The sequence below is a fragment of the Chitinophaga qingshengii genome, from assembly GCF_014529935.1.
In the GTDB taxonomy this organism is placed as follows: Bacteria; Bacteroidota; Bacteroidia; order Chitinophagales; family Chitinophagaceae; genus Chitinophaga; species Chitinophaga qingshengii.
Map to the genome: position 1 here is coordinate 178,797 of NZ_JACVFC010000006.1, position 18,394 is coordinate 197,190.

Here is an 18,394-nt window from a genome sequence, read left to right on the forward strand (position 1 = left end):
AAAAATCAGGAAATTATGCCGGCCCCAGCCATGGCTATTTCCTTATCCTGTTCAGGGGTACCACCTGAAGAACCGATTGCCCCTATCATCATACCTTCTTTGTTTTTCAACACTACGCCTCCGGGAATTGTCAGCAGTCCGCCGTTGGCATTGATCATTCCATAGGCATGCAGTTGTGCGCCGGAGATAATGCCACCCATTACATCACTGTCTACTCCAAACATGGCCGCAGTTTTTGCTTTTTTTATGGCAAAATCGATAACCCCGCAAATACTATCCAGCCGTGCAAAGGACACCAAATGACCGCCGGTATCCACAATGGCAATACTCACGGGTATATTGAGTGCATTTGCTTTCTCAACGGCGGCGTTCAGTACGTTTGCCGCGTCACTATATGTTATGTTCATGTGATGTTCATTTTAAAATAGGATGAAAGGGCCGGCTCTTTTAGCTTTTAGCAGTCCAGGCGTCGGCCTGCAGTTGTTTTACAAAATCTTCTGTTTCCTTAGGGTGTACATTTCTGAAATTAGAGTGCTCATCCAGCGCAACGTCTACAATACAATCCGCCATAGACTGAGGGTCCAGCTGATTTGCCAGCGCCTCCGCCACGCCATCGAATGCCGAAGATGGGGTAAAATTTACGGCAGGATCGTACCAGCGGGAGATAGTATCAGCGCCACGGTCATTGAATCCCGTACCAAACATGCCCGGATTACAGGTAGCGATCTTAATGTTGAATGGCGCCAGTTCTGTTTTCAGTCCTTCGGCAATGGCTTCCAACGCATGTTTAGAAGCACAATAGGCCGCCACATAGGGAACTGTCCATAACCCGCCCATGGACGAAGTGAACACGATTTTTCCAGCCTTCTTTTCAACAAATTTTTTGATAAACCCTTGTGCCAGTTCCAACGCACCAAACACATTTGTTTCAAACATCGAACGAATCAGGTTTACCGGTTGTTCTGCAATAGGTCCGCCTTGCATGATCCCGGCATTACTGATCAGGATATCGATATCATACTTCCTGACCGCGTAGGTTCTGTCGTAAGCATCGGTTACATCCAGTTTATCTACGACAAGGTCGATTCCTTTTTCTTTCGCTTCCCTGATCAGGTCGCTCATTTGTGGATACACCTGTGTAGTGGCAATTACCTTATGGCCTTTTTGAGCCAGTTTGAATGCTGCGATTTTTCCAAACCCGCTTGCAGCACCTGTGATTAATATTGTTTTGCTCATAATTAGCTTGTTTAGAGATGATAAAGCAAAACTGCTCAATTCTCTGTTATTTTCTATTGCTGAAAAGTCTAATTTTATATTGGCAGAACGTTCAATGCCGGAAAGTCTAATTTATCAATAAACTATTCTTGTTAATTTCCATCCGGGCCACGGGCCAGAAGGCGCTCAGTATTCTGAAAGTCTTTTTATTATCTTGTGAAATAAAAAAGCTATGTCCCTGCTAATTTGTCCCCAATGCAGTGCTGAATCTTTTCTGTGGACTTATGATGAGGAGGAGACTCCTCCTACAAGCTGGTATTGTGGCGACTGCGGCTACTCCGCAAGGGAAGACGAATCTCTGGAAAGAGTATGTTCCGGTTGTAACAAAAAAACTGAATCCCGGCTGCAGGATGATGTGAAAATGTATTGGTGGTGCTCCAATTGCAATAAGGTGACATTCATTTCTGAAAAATGATCTACATCGCTTTGTCAGTCATCACCTGCGCTGCTTTAAATCCAATTTCATTTATCTGTCGCAGGGCGCGTTCATTGTTTCCATTAACCATTACTTTTAAATCCCCGATTGTTTTCAATGGTTCGAAATATTGATAGAGAACAGTGCCCATCCCTTTTAAGTTTGTCAGATCAAGAATAAGCGCCTGCTCATTAGCCACCTTCTCTATCAGGTCTGACAACCTTTGTGCGTCCAGGGAGGACAGATACCCGTAAATCCTAAGTCTTTGAGGGCTTTCATCAAAAAGTTTGGCCGGCAGCTTGCCGAAGTAACCTTCCAGTAATTCGAAGTAGTTTGTTAGTTCCTGTTCTTTGATCAGTTCCTGCGCCTGAACGAGGAAGGCATCCGCTAAGAACCATTCAAATTCATCAGCGGTATGCGTGACATTTGCCTATTTTTGTAAACACACTATAGTCAATGAGCCGCAAACAATTACCCATCCCACTGCATACGCAGGAAACAGGACCTGGTATATCTATCCGGCCCCTGCTGGCTGTTAACGCTACAGATATCTACCAACAGCAGGCTCACCGTGATGATCATTATCTTTTTCTGCTGATAGAAAAAGGCAGCTGTTTTTTTATGATTGATTTTGAGCAGCTGTCATTGAAAGCGGGGGAGATCATCTATGTATATCCCGGACAGGTGCATGCCTGCCTGGAGGCAGATCATCTTCAGGCGACGGCTTTGTCTGTGGTCCCACCATTGATACAGCCGATGTACCGCAGCGCCCTGGAAGAAGTTAATGGCAGCCAGCGGCCGCTCTTACTGGATAAGGCTTCCATAGGGATGCTGACGCAAAGTATACAATTGCTGGAGCAGCTGTTGAAACAACCTGTCGATAAGCCATTCCGCCAACAGCTGTTAAACAGCGGAACAGACATATGTATGGGTATTTTTCTGGCAGCTTTAAAAAACAGCGGACAGGAAACGGGCAACAGCAGCCGGCCGGAGATCATTATGCGCCAGTTCAGGACCTTGCTGGTGAACAACTACCTGTCTATGAGAACACCTTCCGCGTATGCGGCGGCATTACATATCTCCCTGTCTTATCTCAGTGAAATCGTGAGGCAGCAATCCGGGTTTACGGTGAATCACTGGATACATCAACAATTAATACTGGAGGCTAAACGCCAGTTATACCATACTGACCATACCATTAAAGAAATTGCCTACGAACTGGGATTTGATGACCAGGCTTATTTTTCCCGTCTTTTCCGGGAGAAAACGGGGATTGCCCCACAGCAATTTCGTGTCCAATGCCGAAAATAGTACAAAGCATCCCCGGCTTTGTCCATTCCCCTCAGCTATTTAATACCGGAGCTTTGCGGTTAAATAGTGATCATATGAAACAAATAAAAGTAATTGTTGCGGGCGCCGGGCTGGGTGGCCTTTGCCTGGCACAGGGACTGCAGCAAAGAGGCATTGATTTTCTGGTGTTCGAAAAAGACGCAGCCTTTGATAGTCGGACACAGGGATACCGTATACGGATCGATCATGCCGGTCAACAAGCACTGTCCGCCTGTCTGCCTTCCTCCTTATATGCCGCTTTTGAAAACAGTTCCGCTCAGCCAGCGGGCGTGTATACGCTGGATACGCGGATGCAAGCCCTTACCGATAAATGGGTAGACCAATGGATAAGAGATGAAAGAGATATACCCGCCGATTTGAAAGCCGACCGCCAGACATTACGGCGTATATTGATGACCGGAATAGAAGACAAGGTCTTTTTCAACAAAGACATCACAGGCTATAGTACCCTTCCGGATAACAGGATAAAATGCATGTTTGCCGATGGAGAAACCTGCGAAGCCGATTTGCTGGTGATTGCCAATGGTGCGTCTTCCTCGCTCACCGCCAGTTGTTTTCCCGGAACCACACTACATGATACCGGTGGTGTTTGTGTTTATGGCAAGATACCATTAGGAGAGCAACAACAGCTAATGATTGGAGATACTATTCAACAAGGCACCAATGTTATCTTTAATGGAGATATTGCCGCTATTATAGATGTGATGCAGTTTAAGGCTAAAACTCCGGAAGACTATATCTATTGGGCGTTAATTGGTAAACGAGGTTGTTTCGGGCTGGAGGCTGAACAGTCTTTAAGACTTTCTCCACAAATGCTGGAGGCGTGTATCCACCAGGTAAGCCAAAGTTTCTCTCCTGCCCTAATCCCTTTATTTACCCAAACAGCCGTATCAGCCATGTCTATTGTACCAATACGGCATTCCGTGCAGGGAGAACGATCTGGCCCCTCTCCTGTTACTGTAATGGGAGACGCCATTCATACAATGAGCCCTGCGGCCGGACTTGGAGCCAATACCGCCTTGCGGGATGCAGCCGTATTGGCGGAAAATATAGTAAAAGTGGCCAATAGCAGCTTATCGCTGACAGCAGCGATAACAGACTATGAACACCAGATGCTGACGTACAGTTCTGCCGCGATAGCCGCTTCCATACAGGGTAGCAAATTACTTTATAATGCCGGCAACTAAACGTACCTGGCAGTAAAAAAAGTGTGCGGTGTTGCCACCGCACACTTTTACAACGTATTATACAATCGGGCTATGCTTTGGGTCTTTTAAACAAACGTATCACCTCCAGCTGAGCGGCGCCTGGCGTAACAAAATAAGTACGCACCAGTCCTTTTTCTTCTTTAGGCAAACTCAAACTAAACGCGTCTATATTGCTTTTCCCCTCACTATCTTCAAAATACCAGGCATCCGTAGTGCCTGTTTTGGTAAAGTACAAAACGTATTGTTTGCTTTTATCTTTAAAGCCTTCTCCCGGCAGATAATTGGTATATATCCAGGCGCCGGGCTTTACGTTTTTGGCGATGTTCATCATTTGTCCGGCTTCGTTTTTCAGAAAAATATCCAGCGCCTCATTACTTTGGGGATAATGGATATAGAAGCCCAGTTTGTTGGTTGCCGGGTCGGCAGCTGCTGGTTCTATCTTTAGTTCATTTCCGTTGATGAGTACATAGGGGAAAAACAGTTCGAGCTCGCCGGCACCCAGTTGTAGCTGTTGTTGATACAAATCTTTGCCGGTAGTTTTATTTTTTATTTTTAACAACGCTTCTTTTTTGATACCAGGATAGGTATACACCCGGCCAAAATTAACAGTCGTATTGGGTTTTATGGTAGCATTACGATAGATGGTGGTATCCACTGACATTTCCAGTTCAGCATCTCCCACGTTATAACCCCACACTTCAATATTAATGGCTTTTGTTGGGATCTCTTCTTTACTGCAGGAGATGAACGTCATCAAAAGAACGAGTAATGCGCGTAATCTGATATTTGACATGATGCGTACTGATTTTAATAATCCAAACGGGTAGAAAACCTCATGAGGTTTCCACTGGGAAATTCAGAGAAGATATAAAGTTTAGAAACGGCGGTAGTTGACGCCGGTTTGGGAGCGGTAGTGGAAATATCGTTCCAGGTATAGGCGGTACCGTCTACATAAGGTGTATTGGTACCCGCTTTAAATATCCTTACCTGGAAAGATACGGAGGTTACTACACCATTGTATTCCTGCTTGCCCGTAGGGAAGGTGGAAAAGGTGGCCGGCTGACTAAATTCATTAGGCTTCACACCTTTGATCCGGGAGACTTCCTCAAATACCCTGGGTGTTACGAAATACTTACCGATTACTATATCCACCGGTTCGCTGTAATGTGTCACGTCCGGGATGAACATATAAATGAGGCTGATCTTTTCCTCTTTTACCGCAGGCTTTTCCGGCATATCGCTGACTTTGCCATTCATGTACAGAAAACTGACGTCACCCGCGTCCGCCTCTTTTTTAAATTCTTTTTCCAGTATCAGCTTCCCGGTGCTTTGTTCGCTGACAGTCACCTTAACCGCCTGCTGGTCACCTTTGAAAGCGAAGGAATTCCGCAGTTCAAATGCCCCCTCCGCCCTGAGCGTTCCCGGCAAATGAATCGTATCGATTTTTACTGCAAGCTCTTCTTTGGTGGCATTATATCCTTTAACGGTAATGGACAATGCAGCATCGTTATAAAGGAAATTGTTATTGTCCTTATTACAGGCAGCCAGCACAATGGCCACCATACCCATCAAAAGCCCGCTTGTTTTATTTATCTTCATTTCTTCTTTTTGTAGCTGTTAAAAATTATAGGATATAGCGAGACTGAATGAAGCGCCTATTTTACGCACAAAAGTTTCGGTGTCGCCTATACGAACTTTATTTTTCCCATCGGGAGTATCCTCAAAATATCCTTCGTCATACTTCTGGGAGAAACCCGCTTTCCATTCATATACATCCGACCATTCCTTCATAAACATATTGTCAGTACCAGGTTTCAGGCTATAGGTATTTTTCCCATTGATAAAAAAGCGGTATGGGCTATTAGTCAGATTGCTGATATTCAGCCTTACCTGTAAGTTCTTTTCCTTCAGGAATTTGTAGCTCACCTGGACATCCACCTGGTCGCGTGGACGCTCCATTTCCGAATAATGGGGCTGCATGCCTACCGTAAAGGTTTTGTAGCCGGAATGGTTGAAGGCTATGTTGGCGCCCAGCCGCTCACCGGTATACTGCAGACCTATATTGTACAACACGGGTACCTGTCCATACAAGGGGCGTTTTTCTTTCAGGTATGTTTTCCTCCGGTAAGAATAGGTCTTATTGTCATTATCAATGCCCGATCCCATGGCTTCATAACGGAAAGCACTGGCCTGCACCTGGGAGTTCTGTATGGTCAGGTTTCCGCTGAAATACAGGTTCTCCAGGAATTTCGCGCCTTTATGAACAAATCCAAAGTTCTTACGCAGGTCCACTTCCCAACCATTTACGTCTGCATAGTCAGAGTTGGCCGTCAACAGATCGATAGCGCCACTGGTATTGGTAATATCCAGGTACATTTCTACCGGGTTTTTGAAGTGTTTTTTAAAGTAACCCGCTGAGATCACTTCACCTGGTGAAGGATACCATTCCGCGCGGAAATCATAATGGCTGATTAATGTAGAAACCACTCCCGTATTACGTTGTATACGGCCATAGAGGTAGTTGAAACGGGCAAAACTGGAATTCTCTATCAACGCCGGACGGATAGCCGATTGGGCGTAGGATGCCCTGATATTAAAATTAGAGAACGGTGTGATAGTCAGGTTCGCAGAGGGTAAAAACAGCCATTTCTTATCTTCTGCACTGGCATCGAGGGTTTGGTGTACCAGCTCTCCTGTTTCGGGATCTACATAACGGCGTTTATCCGAATTATCGAGGTTGGCCTGTGAAATCTTATCGGCTGCTTCATCCTTTATTTTCTCGTATGCGTAGTACTCACCCCTTACACCCCATACCAAACGGGCCCATTTGGTAAAGTGGTTGTCCATCATAACATACCAGGCCTGGTTATTATTCTTGCCTGTATAGGTATTGTTGTTGAAAGCAGCCGGATAATAAAACATATCTCTCAGGGGATCCTTAAAGTCGATGTTCCACTGTTGCACCGGCTTATAGGCATCTTTAAAGTTTCCTGCCACTCCGACCGGTAAAACGCTCCAGTCGTAGCTACCTTTTTTATCCATGTACTGGTAACCGGTTTTGAACACCTGTGCCCACTTGCGGATGTTGAAGCGGTAGCTGACTGCCGCATCGGCCATCCAATTTGTTTCAACATACCGGTAAGAGGAACGGCTCAACGGACCGGGGTTAGCGATGAAGCCGCCAGGGATATAGTTGTAAACATCACCGTTCAACGTTGTTATAGGCGACAGGTTTGCATCGATCGCATCCTGTTCGTGGTTGGTCACCTCGTTGCGGGCCATGCTCCAATCAAACTTAAAACGACCCAGGTTATGCACACCGTTTACCCTGTTCTGTAACAGGTCTATAAATTTGGGTCTGTCGTATTCATTGATGGCTGGATTATCTCCGATCGCGATATCATCCCCCCAGCCCACGATGCGGAAAAACTGGTTGGCAAATACCCGGGAATAAAAATTACGGACCGTGATCTGATGGTTCTTAGCTTGCCAGCCCGCATTTAACAGTGCACCCCAACTGGTAGTGAAGTTGTATTGCCGGGCTGTTGTATGTTTAATCTCCTCAAGGGTAGTTGGGTTATACAAGTTGTTGCCCTGCTTGCTGAAAATACCGCGTTCAAAATTCATGACATCGTCAATGCCTTGCTCGTTGCGGTAGCTCAGCGATCCTATGAATCCGATACGGCTGTTTTTCACATTATAGCTGCGTCCCAGGCTGAATTGGTAGTTCTGTCCGGGAGCGGCGCGATAGGTGCGGGTTCCCAACCTTTCCAGGCCACCTATTCTTTTGTTTTGAGCGGCGATCATCTCCGGGGTAACTTTTTCAATCCCTGCCGGCGGCGTATGATTATAAGGATTTTGGGGATTGTAATTACCTGCTGACAGCGTTAAGATTTCTTTGGGAAAATGATCTCTACCACCGTCATCAAAACCCAGGTAGTCGTTTTTTCCACGTTGGTACCCCATGAATTCTTTGCCCGTACTACCATTGATATACCTGGTACCGATGCTGATGGTGGCAAAATTATTGTCAGCGATAGCCATGGTATTGATCTGCACCATACCTCCGCCAAAACCGAAGCCCATATCAGGTGTAGCGGTTTTGGATACGACAACGTTGTCTACCAGGTTACTGGGAACGATGTCAAATTCGAAGTCACGTACCTGTACATCGGTACTTGGCAGGGCAGCGCCATCCATCATAGCGACGTTATACCGCTCCGCGATACCGCGTACCACTACCCTTCTGTTATCCGTAGTACTGACGCCTGAAATACGTTTTAATGTTTCCCCGATATTTTTATCCGGCAACGCGGCGATCTGTTCCTGGCTGATACCATTGGAAATACCGGCTTCATTTTTCTGACGGATATACAGAGAGGCGGTAGTTTCCTTTTTAACAGAGGATTTTACGACTACTGTCGCCAGGTTTCCTTTCTGCCTTTTCAGTGTAGCGTTTAAGGCAAAGGTTTCGTTTTCTTTCACGGTAATGCCACTTACCTCTTTAGCGCCATATCCCATAGAACTGATCAAAACCGTATACTGTCCTTCCGGCAGCGGTAAGGAGAAACGACCGGCATCATCTGTTACCGATCCCATTGCTCCGATGCGGACAGTGGCGCCGATCACCGGTTCCCCGTTTTCTTCGTCGATAACTTTACCAATAATATGGCCTTTGTCTTTTTTTGCAGGAACGGGTTTTTCCTTTTCAAATAAAACAATTCCTCCGGCCACTTCTTTATACCCCACATTTGTTTTCTGTAGCAGATATTGCAGAATTTCAGATAAACCGGCCTGTTTAAATTCTTTGGGGGTAATAGGCCATTGTGCAAGCCTTAATTTACCGGCATCATAGGCTATATTTACCGGGCAGGCTTCTTTTACCTGCCGCATAGCGGCATCCAGTGTAACATTTGTAACCCGGACAGACAGCGTTACCGCTCCCGGCGACTGTGCTTTTAACCCGGATGCCACCAGCATCAGGCAACACAGCGTCAACATAAGCCCACGTTTGATCAGGGCCAATGTCCTTGTTTCTTTTTTTTCCATACCTTTATGATTGATTTTTTACAGCAGGTAATGTTGCTTTCGTCAAAAATGGCATTACCAAAATGTTTGGCAAATCCCGTTACCAGCGGGATTTTGCTTTTAATACAATGTGATTGTTTTTCCGTTTATTTTATATCGTATACCATGTACCTCCGCGAGGGTGGTCATAATGTCGCTGATGGAAGTTTTTTGTATAAAGAATTTGACATCATAATGCTGACCACGGATATCGGTATTGTTGGTCACCAGCGTTACACCGTATATTTCCTGTAACTCATCAGCCAGTTCGGAGAAGGTGGCCGACTCCAGCAGCAAAATACCCTGTTGCCAGGCGAGTGCCTGTTTCCAGTTAAGGCTGTCAATACGGAACTGACCATCGTTCACGTTCCATTGCAATCTTTTTCCTTTAGACAGTTCTGTTAATACCTGCAGACTGTCACTTACCTGTACCTGTCCATGTTGTACCCATACCTGAATGGAAGGACGATTACAGTATGCCTGTATGTTGAAGGAAGTCCCCAATACCTTTGTCTCCAGTTTCCCCGCCTTTACGATAAATGGGCGGGCATGGTCTTTTTGTACCTCAAAGAAGGCCTCTCCTTCCAGCAGTTCCAGGAGCCTGTTTTGTTTTCCGTACTGAGAGTTGTATTGCAGTGTAGTACCGGATTTCAGCCATACTCTGGAACTATCCGGCAATACTATTTGTTTGATTTCGCTGTAGGGCGCTGTTACCGTGACATAGGTGAGAGGCTGTCTGCTGCGCAGCCCCGGGAAAAACCAGGTAGCGCCGATCAGTAATGATGCGATGCAGGCGGCAGCTGTTATCCAGCTGCGCATGGGCACTACCTTGCGTCCGGCATCATGATAATTTATCCTTTCCAGGATGTATAATTGTATCCCTCCCTTGATGGCATTCTTTTTCCCTTCTTCCTCCCAAAGCCCGATGGGGCGGGTATCATCTACCGAATGATACCAGTCATCAACGAGCTTATTTTCATCTTCACCGGCCTTGCCTCCTAAATATTGTCCAAGCAGTTTTACCCGGTTGTATAGTTTCATCATATAACAGTCCTTCTGCTATATACATACCGGTTGGGTTGTATGGTACTATCATTTCAATGTTACCAAATTGTAAACTCCTGGTTACAGGATAAAAGGCAGGAAAACCGACTGGCTTTGCAGGCGTGTGCGCAGCCGTTTAAGGGCGTTATGCACCTGGTTTTTGACTGTTTGCTCGGAGATAGACAAACGTAGGGCTATTTCCCGGACGGATAGCTCTTTTTCATAACTGAGTGTAAAGACTTCCCGCATCTTTTCCGGCATGGAAGCGATTTCCAGCTGCACTTTTTCCCGGATGCGGTCAAATTCATAATGGTCCTGCTTTTTGGGGTCTGTTTCATCCGGCAGGCTGTAAACCGATAACGGCAAATCCGTGATGCCCAGTTTGGCTTCCCGGTAGATATGGCGGATAACACTATATTTTAAAGCAGTAAATAAATAGGGGCTTAACTTATCTTCCACCGCAATCTGCCGGCGGTTTTCCCAGGCATGAATAAAAATATTCTGTACGAAGTCTTTGGCTGTCGCTTCATCAGCCAGCCTGCGGTAAGCCATCGAAAACATCTCATCCCAATACCGGTCAAACAAACACGAAAACGATGCCGTATCACCCCGCTTTACCTGTTGCCATAATGCGGCATCACTTAAAGTGTTTCTATCCATTACAAATATCTTGCGGGCGCAAAGATATAGTTACAATTTTACCAAAATGTTATTCTTTGCTGTGCTACTTCCCCATTGCTGCATCTCCATCGGCAGATTTCGAAGGCTCCGGCCTTTCTTACTGATGCTGTACTCCACGCCGGGCAAAACAAAGCCCTGAAGCAGGAAGTTAAGGTGCTTACATTTAATCCAGAAAATCGGGAATCATTGCCATTAACAAATCTGTTTTCGTTGTTAACGCCGTATGCATGGTTCCTGGTAATATAGCCAATTGTGAAGCTGGCATTGATAACTCACCGATACTACCGCCTCCTAATAGTTTATATAACTCCACGATATGTTCCAGGCGCACGATATCTGCATCCCCCGCTATGATCAATGCCGGTGCTTTAATATTGCTGATAGCATCGGCTGACCAGGCCTGCGGTTGTTTGTTGAATGTCTTTACTTTTTCAAGATGTTTAGGCCAGTCCTGTGGCCGCGGAGCGGCATTCAGATATTCGGTTTCGTAAGGAGTGCCTTTCAGGCCCTCTACAGTCAGCAGTGTTTCCAGCGCCTCCAGTTGCGGATGCCGTCCGCTGCTGTTGAAGGTTACCGAAGCCAGGATGAGCTTATTGACCAGGGCCGGTTGGCGCAGGGCTATCTGTAAAGCCACACCGGCGCCGGTACTGTAGCCCAAAATATCTGCCTTGCTGATATTCAGGACCTGTAGTAATGCGATCACATCTTCCGCAAATTGTTCAAAAGAAAGAGGGCGGTCGGGGATATCGGCAGTATGGCCGTAGCCCTGGAATTCCAGGGCAATGACCTGCCGGTTCGTTGCCAGTAGCGGAATGAGGGCACCGAAGGCTGTACTCACGCCGGAAACAGCGCCGGGCAAAATAAGCAGTGGTTTACCTGATCCGTGTACTTCGTAGTACAGTTTCAGTCCGTTAACAGTGACGTAGTTTCCCGGGGTTGTTGTAGTAATCATGACTGGTTGATTTGATTACTACAAAGCTCTGAAGTGATGGGCAAAGTATTCTTGGTGTATACCAAGGTTAGAGTTTTACCTGGTTGAAGAGTTTGCTGAAGTTAGTCGGGTCTATACCCAGGTAGGAAGCGATATACTTGTGGGGTACCAGTTGCAATAGTTGCGGGTTTCTCCGGCAAAATGAGCGGTAACGTTCTTCTATGGTCATAGCGCGCAGGTTGATATGAAGATCCACCATATCTGCCAGCATGCCCTCTATCAGTCTTCTGAAAAGTCTTTCTATGGATTGGGATTGATCCAGCAGTATTTGCAGCTGTTCATAACTGAGATATTCCAATTCACTGTCGGTGAGGCAGGTTAAGAAGTATTTGGAAGGCACCTGGAATGAAAAGGATTCAGCGATAGCACATAGGAAAGGCGTGTAACTGAAGTCGATGACATAGGTTTTGTCGCCGGCATCGGCGTAGGCCATTTGTACACCGCTTTTCACGAAGTAGAGGTCGCGCTGTGTTTGTCCGGGTACGACTATCATCTCGCCTTTCTTAAATGAGCGTTGCTGCAGATGATCCGTTAGCTGCCCATAGTCTGCCGGGCTGATGTCGTGAAATTGCCTGAAGTAATCGTAGCGTTCCATGGTGTTTATTTGATAAAACCCTCAACAACCGGCGCAGGCGTTTCCTAATAAATTATACCGTCCGGCATAAACCATTTCATTCCTCCGTTCCCATCACCGGCTACTGTTTGTACCAATTTGCCTTCGCTAAGTGCCGGCACCATCTGCCGGGTTCCGGGTAATTTTGTATTCCAAACAGTTTAAACATGACGAATATACGACACCAGGATAAAGTAACAACAGCCATGCAAAGAACAAAGTGTGAGGTTATCGGATCGGGGACTGTACCTGGCGGCTTACTACTCAGCATAGTGATCAAATAATTTGTCAGCGGCTTTCAGGTATCGCCTGAAAGCCGCCTTACCACTGGGATATTCAGTACAACATTCTTATCAAGTACCTAATACCAGGTGAGTTGGCGATTCTTTTGTCATCTAGAAAAAAGAGATTACATTCGCCCCGAATGTTTTCGTACATCCCTGTATCAATCTATCTATGCCATCAAGCACCCATTATAAACAATGAAGATAACGCATCTTAAATCTGCAACTGTTGCAATAGAAAGCAACGGTGTAAAGATATTGTCCGATCCCTGGTTAACTGACGGAGAATACTATGGTTCCTGGTTTCATTATCCTAAATTTGAATTCAGGGAATCTTTTTTTTCAGATATTGATTACATCTATGTAAGTCATATACATCCTGATCATTTCAGTAAAGAGACTTTTCAGTTGTTGGATAAAAACATCCCGGTTTTAATACATTCCTATGACAGTAAGTTTCTCAAGCTAAATCTTGAACGTTTAGGCTTCACCGTAATTGAACTTCCGCACAATCAACGTACATTACTCAAAAAGGATGTATATATAAATATTCTGGCTGCAGACAACTGTAACCCTGAACTATGCGGCAAATTTTTTGGGTGTAGTATTGTTGAATCTAAATATGGATCTACCCAAATTGACACCCTCTGTGTAATTGATGATGGCAAATATGCTGTTCTAAATACGAATGATTGTCCATACGATTTAGCGGTAGAAACATTGCAGATTGTAAAGGAGCAGTACAATAAAATAGATTTCATGCTTGTTGGCTATGGTGGAGCAGGGCCTTTTCCGCAATGCTTCTCCCTGTCAGAAAATGATAAACTGGCTGCCGCTGAAAGAAAAAAAGATCAATTTCTCAAACAGGGAGAAGCTTATATTTCTTACTTCCAGCCATCCTACTATATGCCCTTTGCCGGTACCTATACCTTAGGAGGTAAATTAGCACACCTAAACAAATACAAAGGTGTACCTGAACTGGAAGAAGCGCGCATATATTTTGAGCAATCCCAACTCATTGACCAGGAAAAATCCAACGCCGTCCTGCTTAACACCTATTCAAGCTTTGATTTAGCCAGTGCATCTGCATCCTCACCTTATCAGGAAACTAATCTTGAAGACAAACAGGCTTATATCAACAATATCCTTTCCCGGCGATTGTTTGCTTATGAAGGTGATGTAGTACCAACAAAAGAGCAAATTCTTTCATTAATAAAAGGGGCGTATGAACGGATGGAAAGTAAAAGGAAAGAAATTGGATTTGTATCTCCTACCGAAGTTATTATCAAAGCTCTTGAGGATGAATTAATCGTAATTTCGATGAATGGCGGGGGATATAGATTTATCGCTGATGACCGTAAATCGGAAATCGAATCCTACGTAGTATATGCTCTGGATTCCAGGTTATTTCACCGAATACTTCAGGGACCTAAATTAGCACATTGGAATAATGCTGAAATCGGCTCGCATATCAACTTTGAAAGACAGCCGAATATTTTTGAAAGGGGCATTTATCACGTTATGTGCTTTTTCCATGCATAAGAAATTTTCCATAACTGGTACATCTATCCTGCACGGACGGGCTTTTTAGTTCCGTTTATTTGTACCAAAAGAGATCTTCCAAAAATCAGCGAGCGGCTTTCAGGCGATACCTGAAAGCCGCTTTATATGATCAGGCATCTGGTATATTGGGTTCTACCAACCGCATGAGTTTATCCAATGATTCCTGCCAACCCAGATAGCACATTTCCACGGGTATTACCGGAGGTATTCCTTCCTGCACTATTTTCACTTCTGTGCCTGCCATATTTTTCTGAAGCCAGACAGTTGTTGTCATAACACCCGGCAGGTTGGGATCATCAAATTTATCTGTATATTTTATGAGCTCATTAGGTTTCAGCTCTACATACTCTCCACCGAATGAATGACCATTACCGGTGGTGAAATTCTGGAATGACATTTTATGGACACCTCCTACCCTTACATCCATTTCATGAACAGTGCAAAGGAAGCCATAAGGCGGCAGCCAGGCTGCAATGGCCAGGGGTTCTGTGAAAGCGCGATATATTTTTTCCGGAGATGTTTTCAGCACTCTGTGCAAAGTAACCTGATTGTTTGCCATGATAATATTTTTTAGATGATTGTATGTTTTTTGTCTTTGACAAAGATGATGGTAAAATCCTGTTTTGAAGGGGGCTATATCCGACAATCTACGGGCATTTTACGATACGCCGGCTCAGGCATAACGCTAACGCATAAATTTGTAACTTCGTTGCAAATTTACATTCCTTTATGATGGAACATAAAAACGGGAAGCCGGAGTTTTGGGAAACAGCCTTCTCTGAAAAGCAGGAAATGTGGGGCTTTGAGCCCGCGGCTTCTGCCCTGCTCGCAAAAGATTTTTTTGTTGGAAAAGCCGTAAAAAAAGTGCTTATACCCGGCATCGGTTATGGCAGAAATGCACAAGTGTTCCGCGACAACGGCATGACGGTCACCGGTATCGAAATCTCTCAAACCGCCATTGATATGGCTAAAAAACATTACGGCACCGACTTAGTCATCCATCATGGTTCTGTGACAGACATGCCTTTTGATCATCAGCAGTATGACGGCATCTTTTGTTATGCACTCATTCATTTGCTGGATGAACAGGAGCGGGCTAAGTTAATCCGGGATTGTTATCATCAGTTGGCAGACAATGGTTACATGGTATTCACCATGATATCGAAAACAGCGCCTACATATGGACAGGGAGAATTTATCAGCAAGGACCGTTACGAAATGTTTGGCGGCGTCCGCATGTTTTTCTATGATGAAACGGCTATCCACGCGGAATTTGACGCATACGGCCTGTTCGATATCACAACGGTGACCGAAAACTATCCGTTCTACTTAATTAAATGCAAGAAGTCACCCTGCTAACTTCGACGGTGCTACGCCATACATCTTTTTAAATGCAAATGAAAAATGCGACAGGTCTTCAAAGCCTGTTTCCAGATACACATCTGAAGGCATTCTGCCCTTTTCCCTGATGAGATAATGCGCTTCCTGCAGCCGTCTTTGCAGTAACCAGCGGCTGGGAGAAGTATGGAAGATATGTTCAAAGTCACGCTTAAAAGTAGCCAGACTCCGGCCTGTGAGGTAAGCGAATCTTTTTAATTGTACATTAAAATGAAAGTTCCTGTTCATAAACTCTTCCAGGTCGATCTTGCCTGGTTCCCTGAAATCGAATAATATTTCTTTCAGTTCAGGCTGTGACTGTAACAGGATCATAATAGCCTCCCGTTGTTTTAAGCGTTGCAGCTCCTGATGAATTACCTGGCCTTCCTCTACATAGGGCAACAACGACATCATAAAACTTTTGCTTAGTGGATGATCCTTGAGTTTGATTACATTGTTGCCGTCCGGTACGCCCGACGTTTCTGCCTTGTAGCCATATTCCAGGCTAAAGTTTTTCAGCACGTCCTGATCCAGGTAGATGGATAAGGTTTGAAACGGGCCATTTTCCGGCGGTTCCTTTAAGAATTTAATCAGCTGATTTCGCCGGATAAGCCGGAGATCACCTTCATTAAAAACAAAAGTTTTATCGGCATTATCAATCGTGAGCCGTCCTGCCAGCTGATAGCTGAGTACATGCTCAGGCACAAACTGTTCTCCATCCCTGCTGTTTTTATAATAACAGGAGTAGGTGATACCCGAAGGATTTATTTTATGATCAGCCATTATTAAAATTACAAAAAGCAGACGGCATGTTTTATACCGTCTGTTATATGGGTTATTTTCCTTTGATGATATTAGCCAGCCATTCTCCCTGCGCAGTTTCCGAAAAAGAAGAAGTTTCTTCATAATCGGTGGACAGGCTCACGGGCAGCCATTCTTCCATCTCTGTTTGCCGGGCTTTGTTTGCTTTTTGCAGCAGGCTGATCGCTTCACTGCCCAGTACGAGGTGAACTGGCGGAGCAGGATGTTGTACCAGCGCCACCATGGCTTTGGCCGCTTTATTCGCATCCCCCACCGGAACAAAACTACCGGACTGGAAAAAGCGCGTCCGTTGATTGACGACGTCATATCCTTCGATTTCAGGAGCATACGTCATAGATGCACCGGCCCAGTCGGTACGGAAACCACCTGGCTCTATACTGGTAACAAAGATGCCCAGCGGTTGCACTTCATTGGCCAACGCTTCGGCGAAACCACTTAATCCAAATTTAGCAGCCTGGTACATGGACAAACCAGCCGTGCCTACCCTGCCGCCGATAGAGCTGATCTGCAGTATCCGGCCGCCGCCTTGCCTGCGCATGTAGGGCAGTACTGCGCGGGTAATTTCAATCGGAGCATAGAAGTTTGTCTCCAGTTGACTGCGGACCTGTTCACCCGTATACGCTTCCGCCGCGCCGATGATACCAAATCCGGCATTATTAACCAGTACATCGATACGACCGAAATGTTGTACCGCTTTCGCAATGGCTTGTGGAACGTTTTTATAGTCGGTTACATCCAGCGCCAGCGGCCATATCTGGTCCCCGTACCGGTCCACCAGATCCTCCAATTGCCGGATATTACGTGCGGTAGCAACTACTTTATCGCCGGTTTGTAATACGGCTTCCGTGAGGCTGCGTCCCAATCCCCGGGAGCTGCCGGTAATAAACCATACCTTTTCCATTTTTGCTGTTTTTTATTGTTGGATCAAAGGTACGATGGGGCCAGCCCCGTGGCTTTGTTGAACGGCTCAAAGATGGTTTGTTGAAAAGCTCATGCGGTTAAGGCTTTACATAGTACGAATCCACTGCTTCCTGTCCGGTGTAATTAGGACCGGCTTTATCATCTGCGCCCTGATATATTACTGCAAATGTGATATCCCGTGTTCCTTTACACGAGATCAGTTTTCGCCGGCTGTTGTAAGAGATATCGTTTTCGGAGAATATTTTTTTCAGATAATGATGCCGGGGATCACCTTCTATACGAATACTTTTCAAGTCAAGATTAGCTACCCACAGGCCTTGCGAACTAACGGACCGGAGGGCCGCAGCCAGTAGACTGAGTTTATCTCCCACATAATGCAGTCCATGGATACAGGTTATCAGGTCGTATCGTTCTTCGCCGGTCCATCCATCCAGCGATCGGGTTTCAAACTGCACACATGTGATATCAGCAGGAATAGCCTGATACTGATCTACCAGGTCAATGCCTTTCAGGTGCACATACTGCTGCTGGTGCCGGGCTTCCACGGTCCGGGCATATTGTAATAAAGCATTGCCTTCACCGCAGCAAAGGTCCAGCCATTTCACCTGGCCGGATTCCTGTAAGCATGCATTCAGGTAGGTTTCCGGCTTGAAATGAAGTTCTTTTTCGTAACTATTGATCCCACTGGCCTGTCGTTTCCGATTCATGCGGTTGTTGGCCACTACCGGTGACCACCGTAGCGCTGAGGATGATAATAATTTCATGTGTTTGGCAATTGCTTTT

19 protein-coding genes are annotated in these 18,394 nt (G+C 45.5%); 4 read left to right on the forward strand and 15 right to left on the reverse strand.

The window, feature by feature from the left end; translation table 11 throughout:
- Positions 1 to 5: 5 nt before the first annotated feature.
- The 3 genes from ICL07_RS30200 to ICL07_RS30210 form a co-directional block, all read right to left on the reverse strand.
- On the reverse strand, positions 6 to 407 hold the full coding sequence (locus tag ICL07_RS30200) for a GlcG/HbpS family heme-binding protein (RefSeq protein ID WP_188091780.1): 402 nt from the start codon (positions 405 to 407) through the stop codon (positions 6 to 8).
- A 40-nt stretch (positions 408 to 447) separates the two neighbouring features.
- A complete protein-coding gene (locus ICL07_RS30205; protein WP_188091781.1) occupies positions 448 to 1,236 on the reverse strand; it encodes an SDR family oxidoreductase in 789 nt (262 codons plus the stop codon).
- Positions 1,237 to 1,691: 455 nt separating this feature from the next.
- Positions 1,692 to 1,910 (reverse strand): hypothetical protein, encoded by a 219-nt coding sequence (locus ICL07_RS30210; RefSeq protein WP_188091782.1) that lies wholly within the window; start codon positions 1,908 to 1,910, stop codon positions 1,692 to 1,694.
- 236 nt (positions 1,911 to 2,146) lie between these two features.
- Here ICL07_RS30210 and ICL07_RS30215 point away from each other — a divergent pair, with 236 nt between their 5' ends.
- Positions 2,147 to 3,001 (forward strand): AraC family transcriptional regulator, encoded by an 855-nt coding sequence (locus ICL07_RS30215; RefSeq protein ID WP_188091783.1) that lies wholly within the window; start codon positions 2,147 to 2,149, stop codon positions 2,999 to 3,001.
- 74 nt (positions 3,002 to 3,075) lie between these two features.
- Positions 3,076 to 4,227 (forward strand): FAD-dependent oxidoreductase, encoded by a 1,152-nt coding sequence (locus tag ICL07_RS30220; protein ID WP_188091784.1) that lies wholly within the window; start codon positions 3,076 to 3,078, stop codon positions 4,225 to 4,227.
- Between the two features lie 70 nt (positions 4,228 to 4,297).
- Here the strand turns inward: ICL07_RS30220 and ICL07_RS30225 are convergent, their stop codons facing one another.
- From ICL07_RS30225 to ICL07_RS30260, 8 genes are all read right to left on the reverse strand, one after another.
- Positions 4,298 to 5,041, reverse strand: a complete 744-nt coding sequence (locus tag ICL07_RS30225; RefSeq protein ID WP_188091785.1) for a hypothetical protein — start codon at positions 5,039 to 5,041, stop codon at positions 4,298 to 4,300.
- A gap of 14 nt (positions 5,042 to 5,055) precedes the next feature.
- On the reverse strand, positions 5,056 to 5,847 hold the full coding sequence (locus ICL07_RS30230; protein WP_188091786.1) for a hypothetical protein: 792 nt from the start codon (positions 5,845 to 5,847) through the stop codon (positions 5,056 to 5,058).
- An 18-nt stretch (positions 5,848 to 5,865) separates the two neighbouring features.
- A complete protein-coding gene (locus ICL07_RS30235; RefSeq protein ID WP_223152148.1) occupies positions 5,866 to 9,297 on the reverse strand; it encodes a TonB-dependent receptor in 3,432 nt (1,143 codons plus the stop codon).
- Positions 9,298 to 9,396: 99 nt separating this feature from the next.
- Positions 9,397 to 10,359, reverse strand: coding sequence for a FecR family protein (locus ICL07_RS30240; protein ID WP_188091787.1), 963 nt, complete (start codon positions 10,357 to 10,359; stop codon positions 9,397 to 9,399).
- Between the two features lie 81 nt (positions 10,360 to 10,440).
- Complete coding sequence (locus ICL07_RS30245; RefSeq protein WP_188091788.1) at positions 10,441 to 11,019, reverse strand: RNA polymerase sigma factor; 579 nt, start codon at positions 11,017 to 11,019, stop codon at positions 10,441 to 10,443.
- A 30-nt stretch (positions 11,020 to 11,049) separates the two neighbouring features.
- On the reverse strand, positions 11,050 to 11,157 hold the full coding sequence (locus ICL07_RS32845) for a hypothetical protein (protein WP_188091789.1): 108 nt from the start codon (positions 11,155 to 11,157) through the stop codon (positions 11,050 to 11,052).
- Positions 11,158 to 11,203: 46 nt separating this feature from the next.
- Complete coding sequence (locus ICL07_RS30255) at positions 11,204 to 11,992, reverse strand: alpha/beta fold hydrolase (protein WP_188091790.1); 789 nt, start codon at positions 11,990 to 11,992, stop codon at positions 11,204 to 11,206.
- A 67-nt stretch (positions 11,993 to 12,059) separates the two neighbouring features.
- Positions 12,060 to 12,626: a Crp/Fnr family transcriptional regulator gene (locus tag ICL07_RS30260; RefSeq protein WP_188091791.1), complete on the reverse strand. Its 567-nt coding sequence runs from the start codon at positions 12,624 to 12,626 to the stop codon at positions 12,060 to 12,062.
- A 500-nt stretch (positions 12,627 to 13,126) separates the two neighbouring features.
- On the opposite strand from ICL07_RS30260, the gene ICL07_RS30265 reads away from it, so the two are divergent.
- Positions 13,127 to 14,470 carry an MBL fold metallo-hydrolase gene (locus ICL07_RS30265; RefSeq protein ID WP_188091792.1) on the forward strand — a complete coding sequence of 448 codons (1,344 nt, stop codon included), beginning with the start codon at positions 13,127 to 13,129 and terminating at the stop codon, positions 14,468 to 14,470.
- 130 nt (positions 14,471 to 14,600) lie between these two features.
- Here the strand turns inward: ICL07_RS30265 and ICL07_RS30270 are convergent, their stop codons facing one another.
- Positions 14,601 to 15,050: an SRPBCC family protein gene (locus tag ICL07_RS30270; protein ID WP_188091793.1), complete on the reverse strand. Its 450-nt coding sequence runs from the start codon at positions 15,048 to 15,050 to the stop codon at positions 14,601 to 14,603.
- A 170-nt stretch (positions 15,051 to 15,220) separates the two neighbouring features.
- Between ICL07_RS30270 and ICL07_RS30275 the strand changes: the two genes are divergently transcribed.
- Entirely contained in the window at positions 15,221 to 15,850 is a 630-nt protein-coding gene (locus ICL07_RS30275) for a class I SAM-dependent methyltransferase (protein ID WP_246485209.1), read from the forward strand.
- Here ICL07_RS30275 and ICL07_RS30280 read toward each other — a convergent pair.
- The 3 genes from ICL07_RS30280 to ICL07_RS30290 all read right to left on the reverse strand — a co-directional run bounded on the left by ICL07_RS30280 (position 15,839) and on the right by ICL07_RS30290 (position 18,375).
- Entirely contained in the window at positions 15,839 to 16,651 is an 813-nt protein-coding gene (locus ICL07_RS30280; protein WP_188091794.1) for an AraC family transcriptional regulator, read from the reverse strand. The genes ICL07_RS30275 and ICL07_RS30280 overlap by 12 nt on opposite strands.
- Positions 16,652 to 16,703: 52 nt before the next feature.
- Complete coding sequence (locus ICL07_RS30285; RefSeq protein ID WP_188091795.1) at positions 16,704 to 17,591, reverse strand: oxidoreductase; 888 nt, start codon at positions 17,589 to 17,591, stop codon at positions 16,704 to 16,706.
- A gap of 97 nt (positions 17,592 to 17,688) precedes the next feature.
- Positions 17,689 to 18,375 (reverse strand): methyltransferase domain-containing protein, encoded by a 687-nt coding sequence (locus ICL07_RS30290; protein WP_188091796.1) that lies wholly within the window; start codon positions 18,373 to 18,375, stop codon positions 17,689 to 17,691.
- Positions 18,376 to 18,394: the final 19 nt, after the last annotated feature.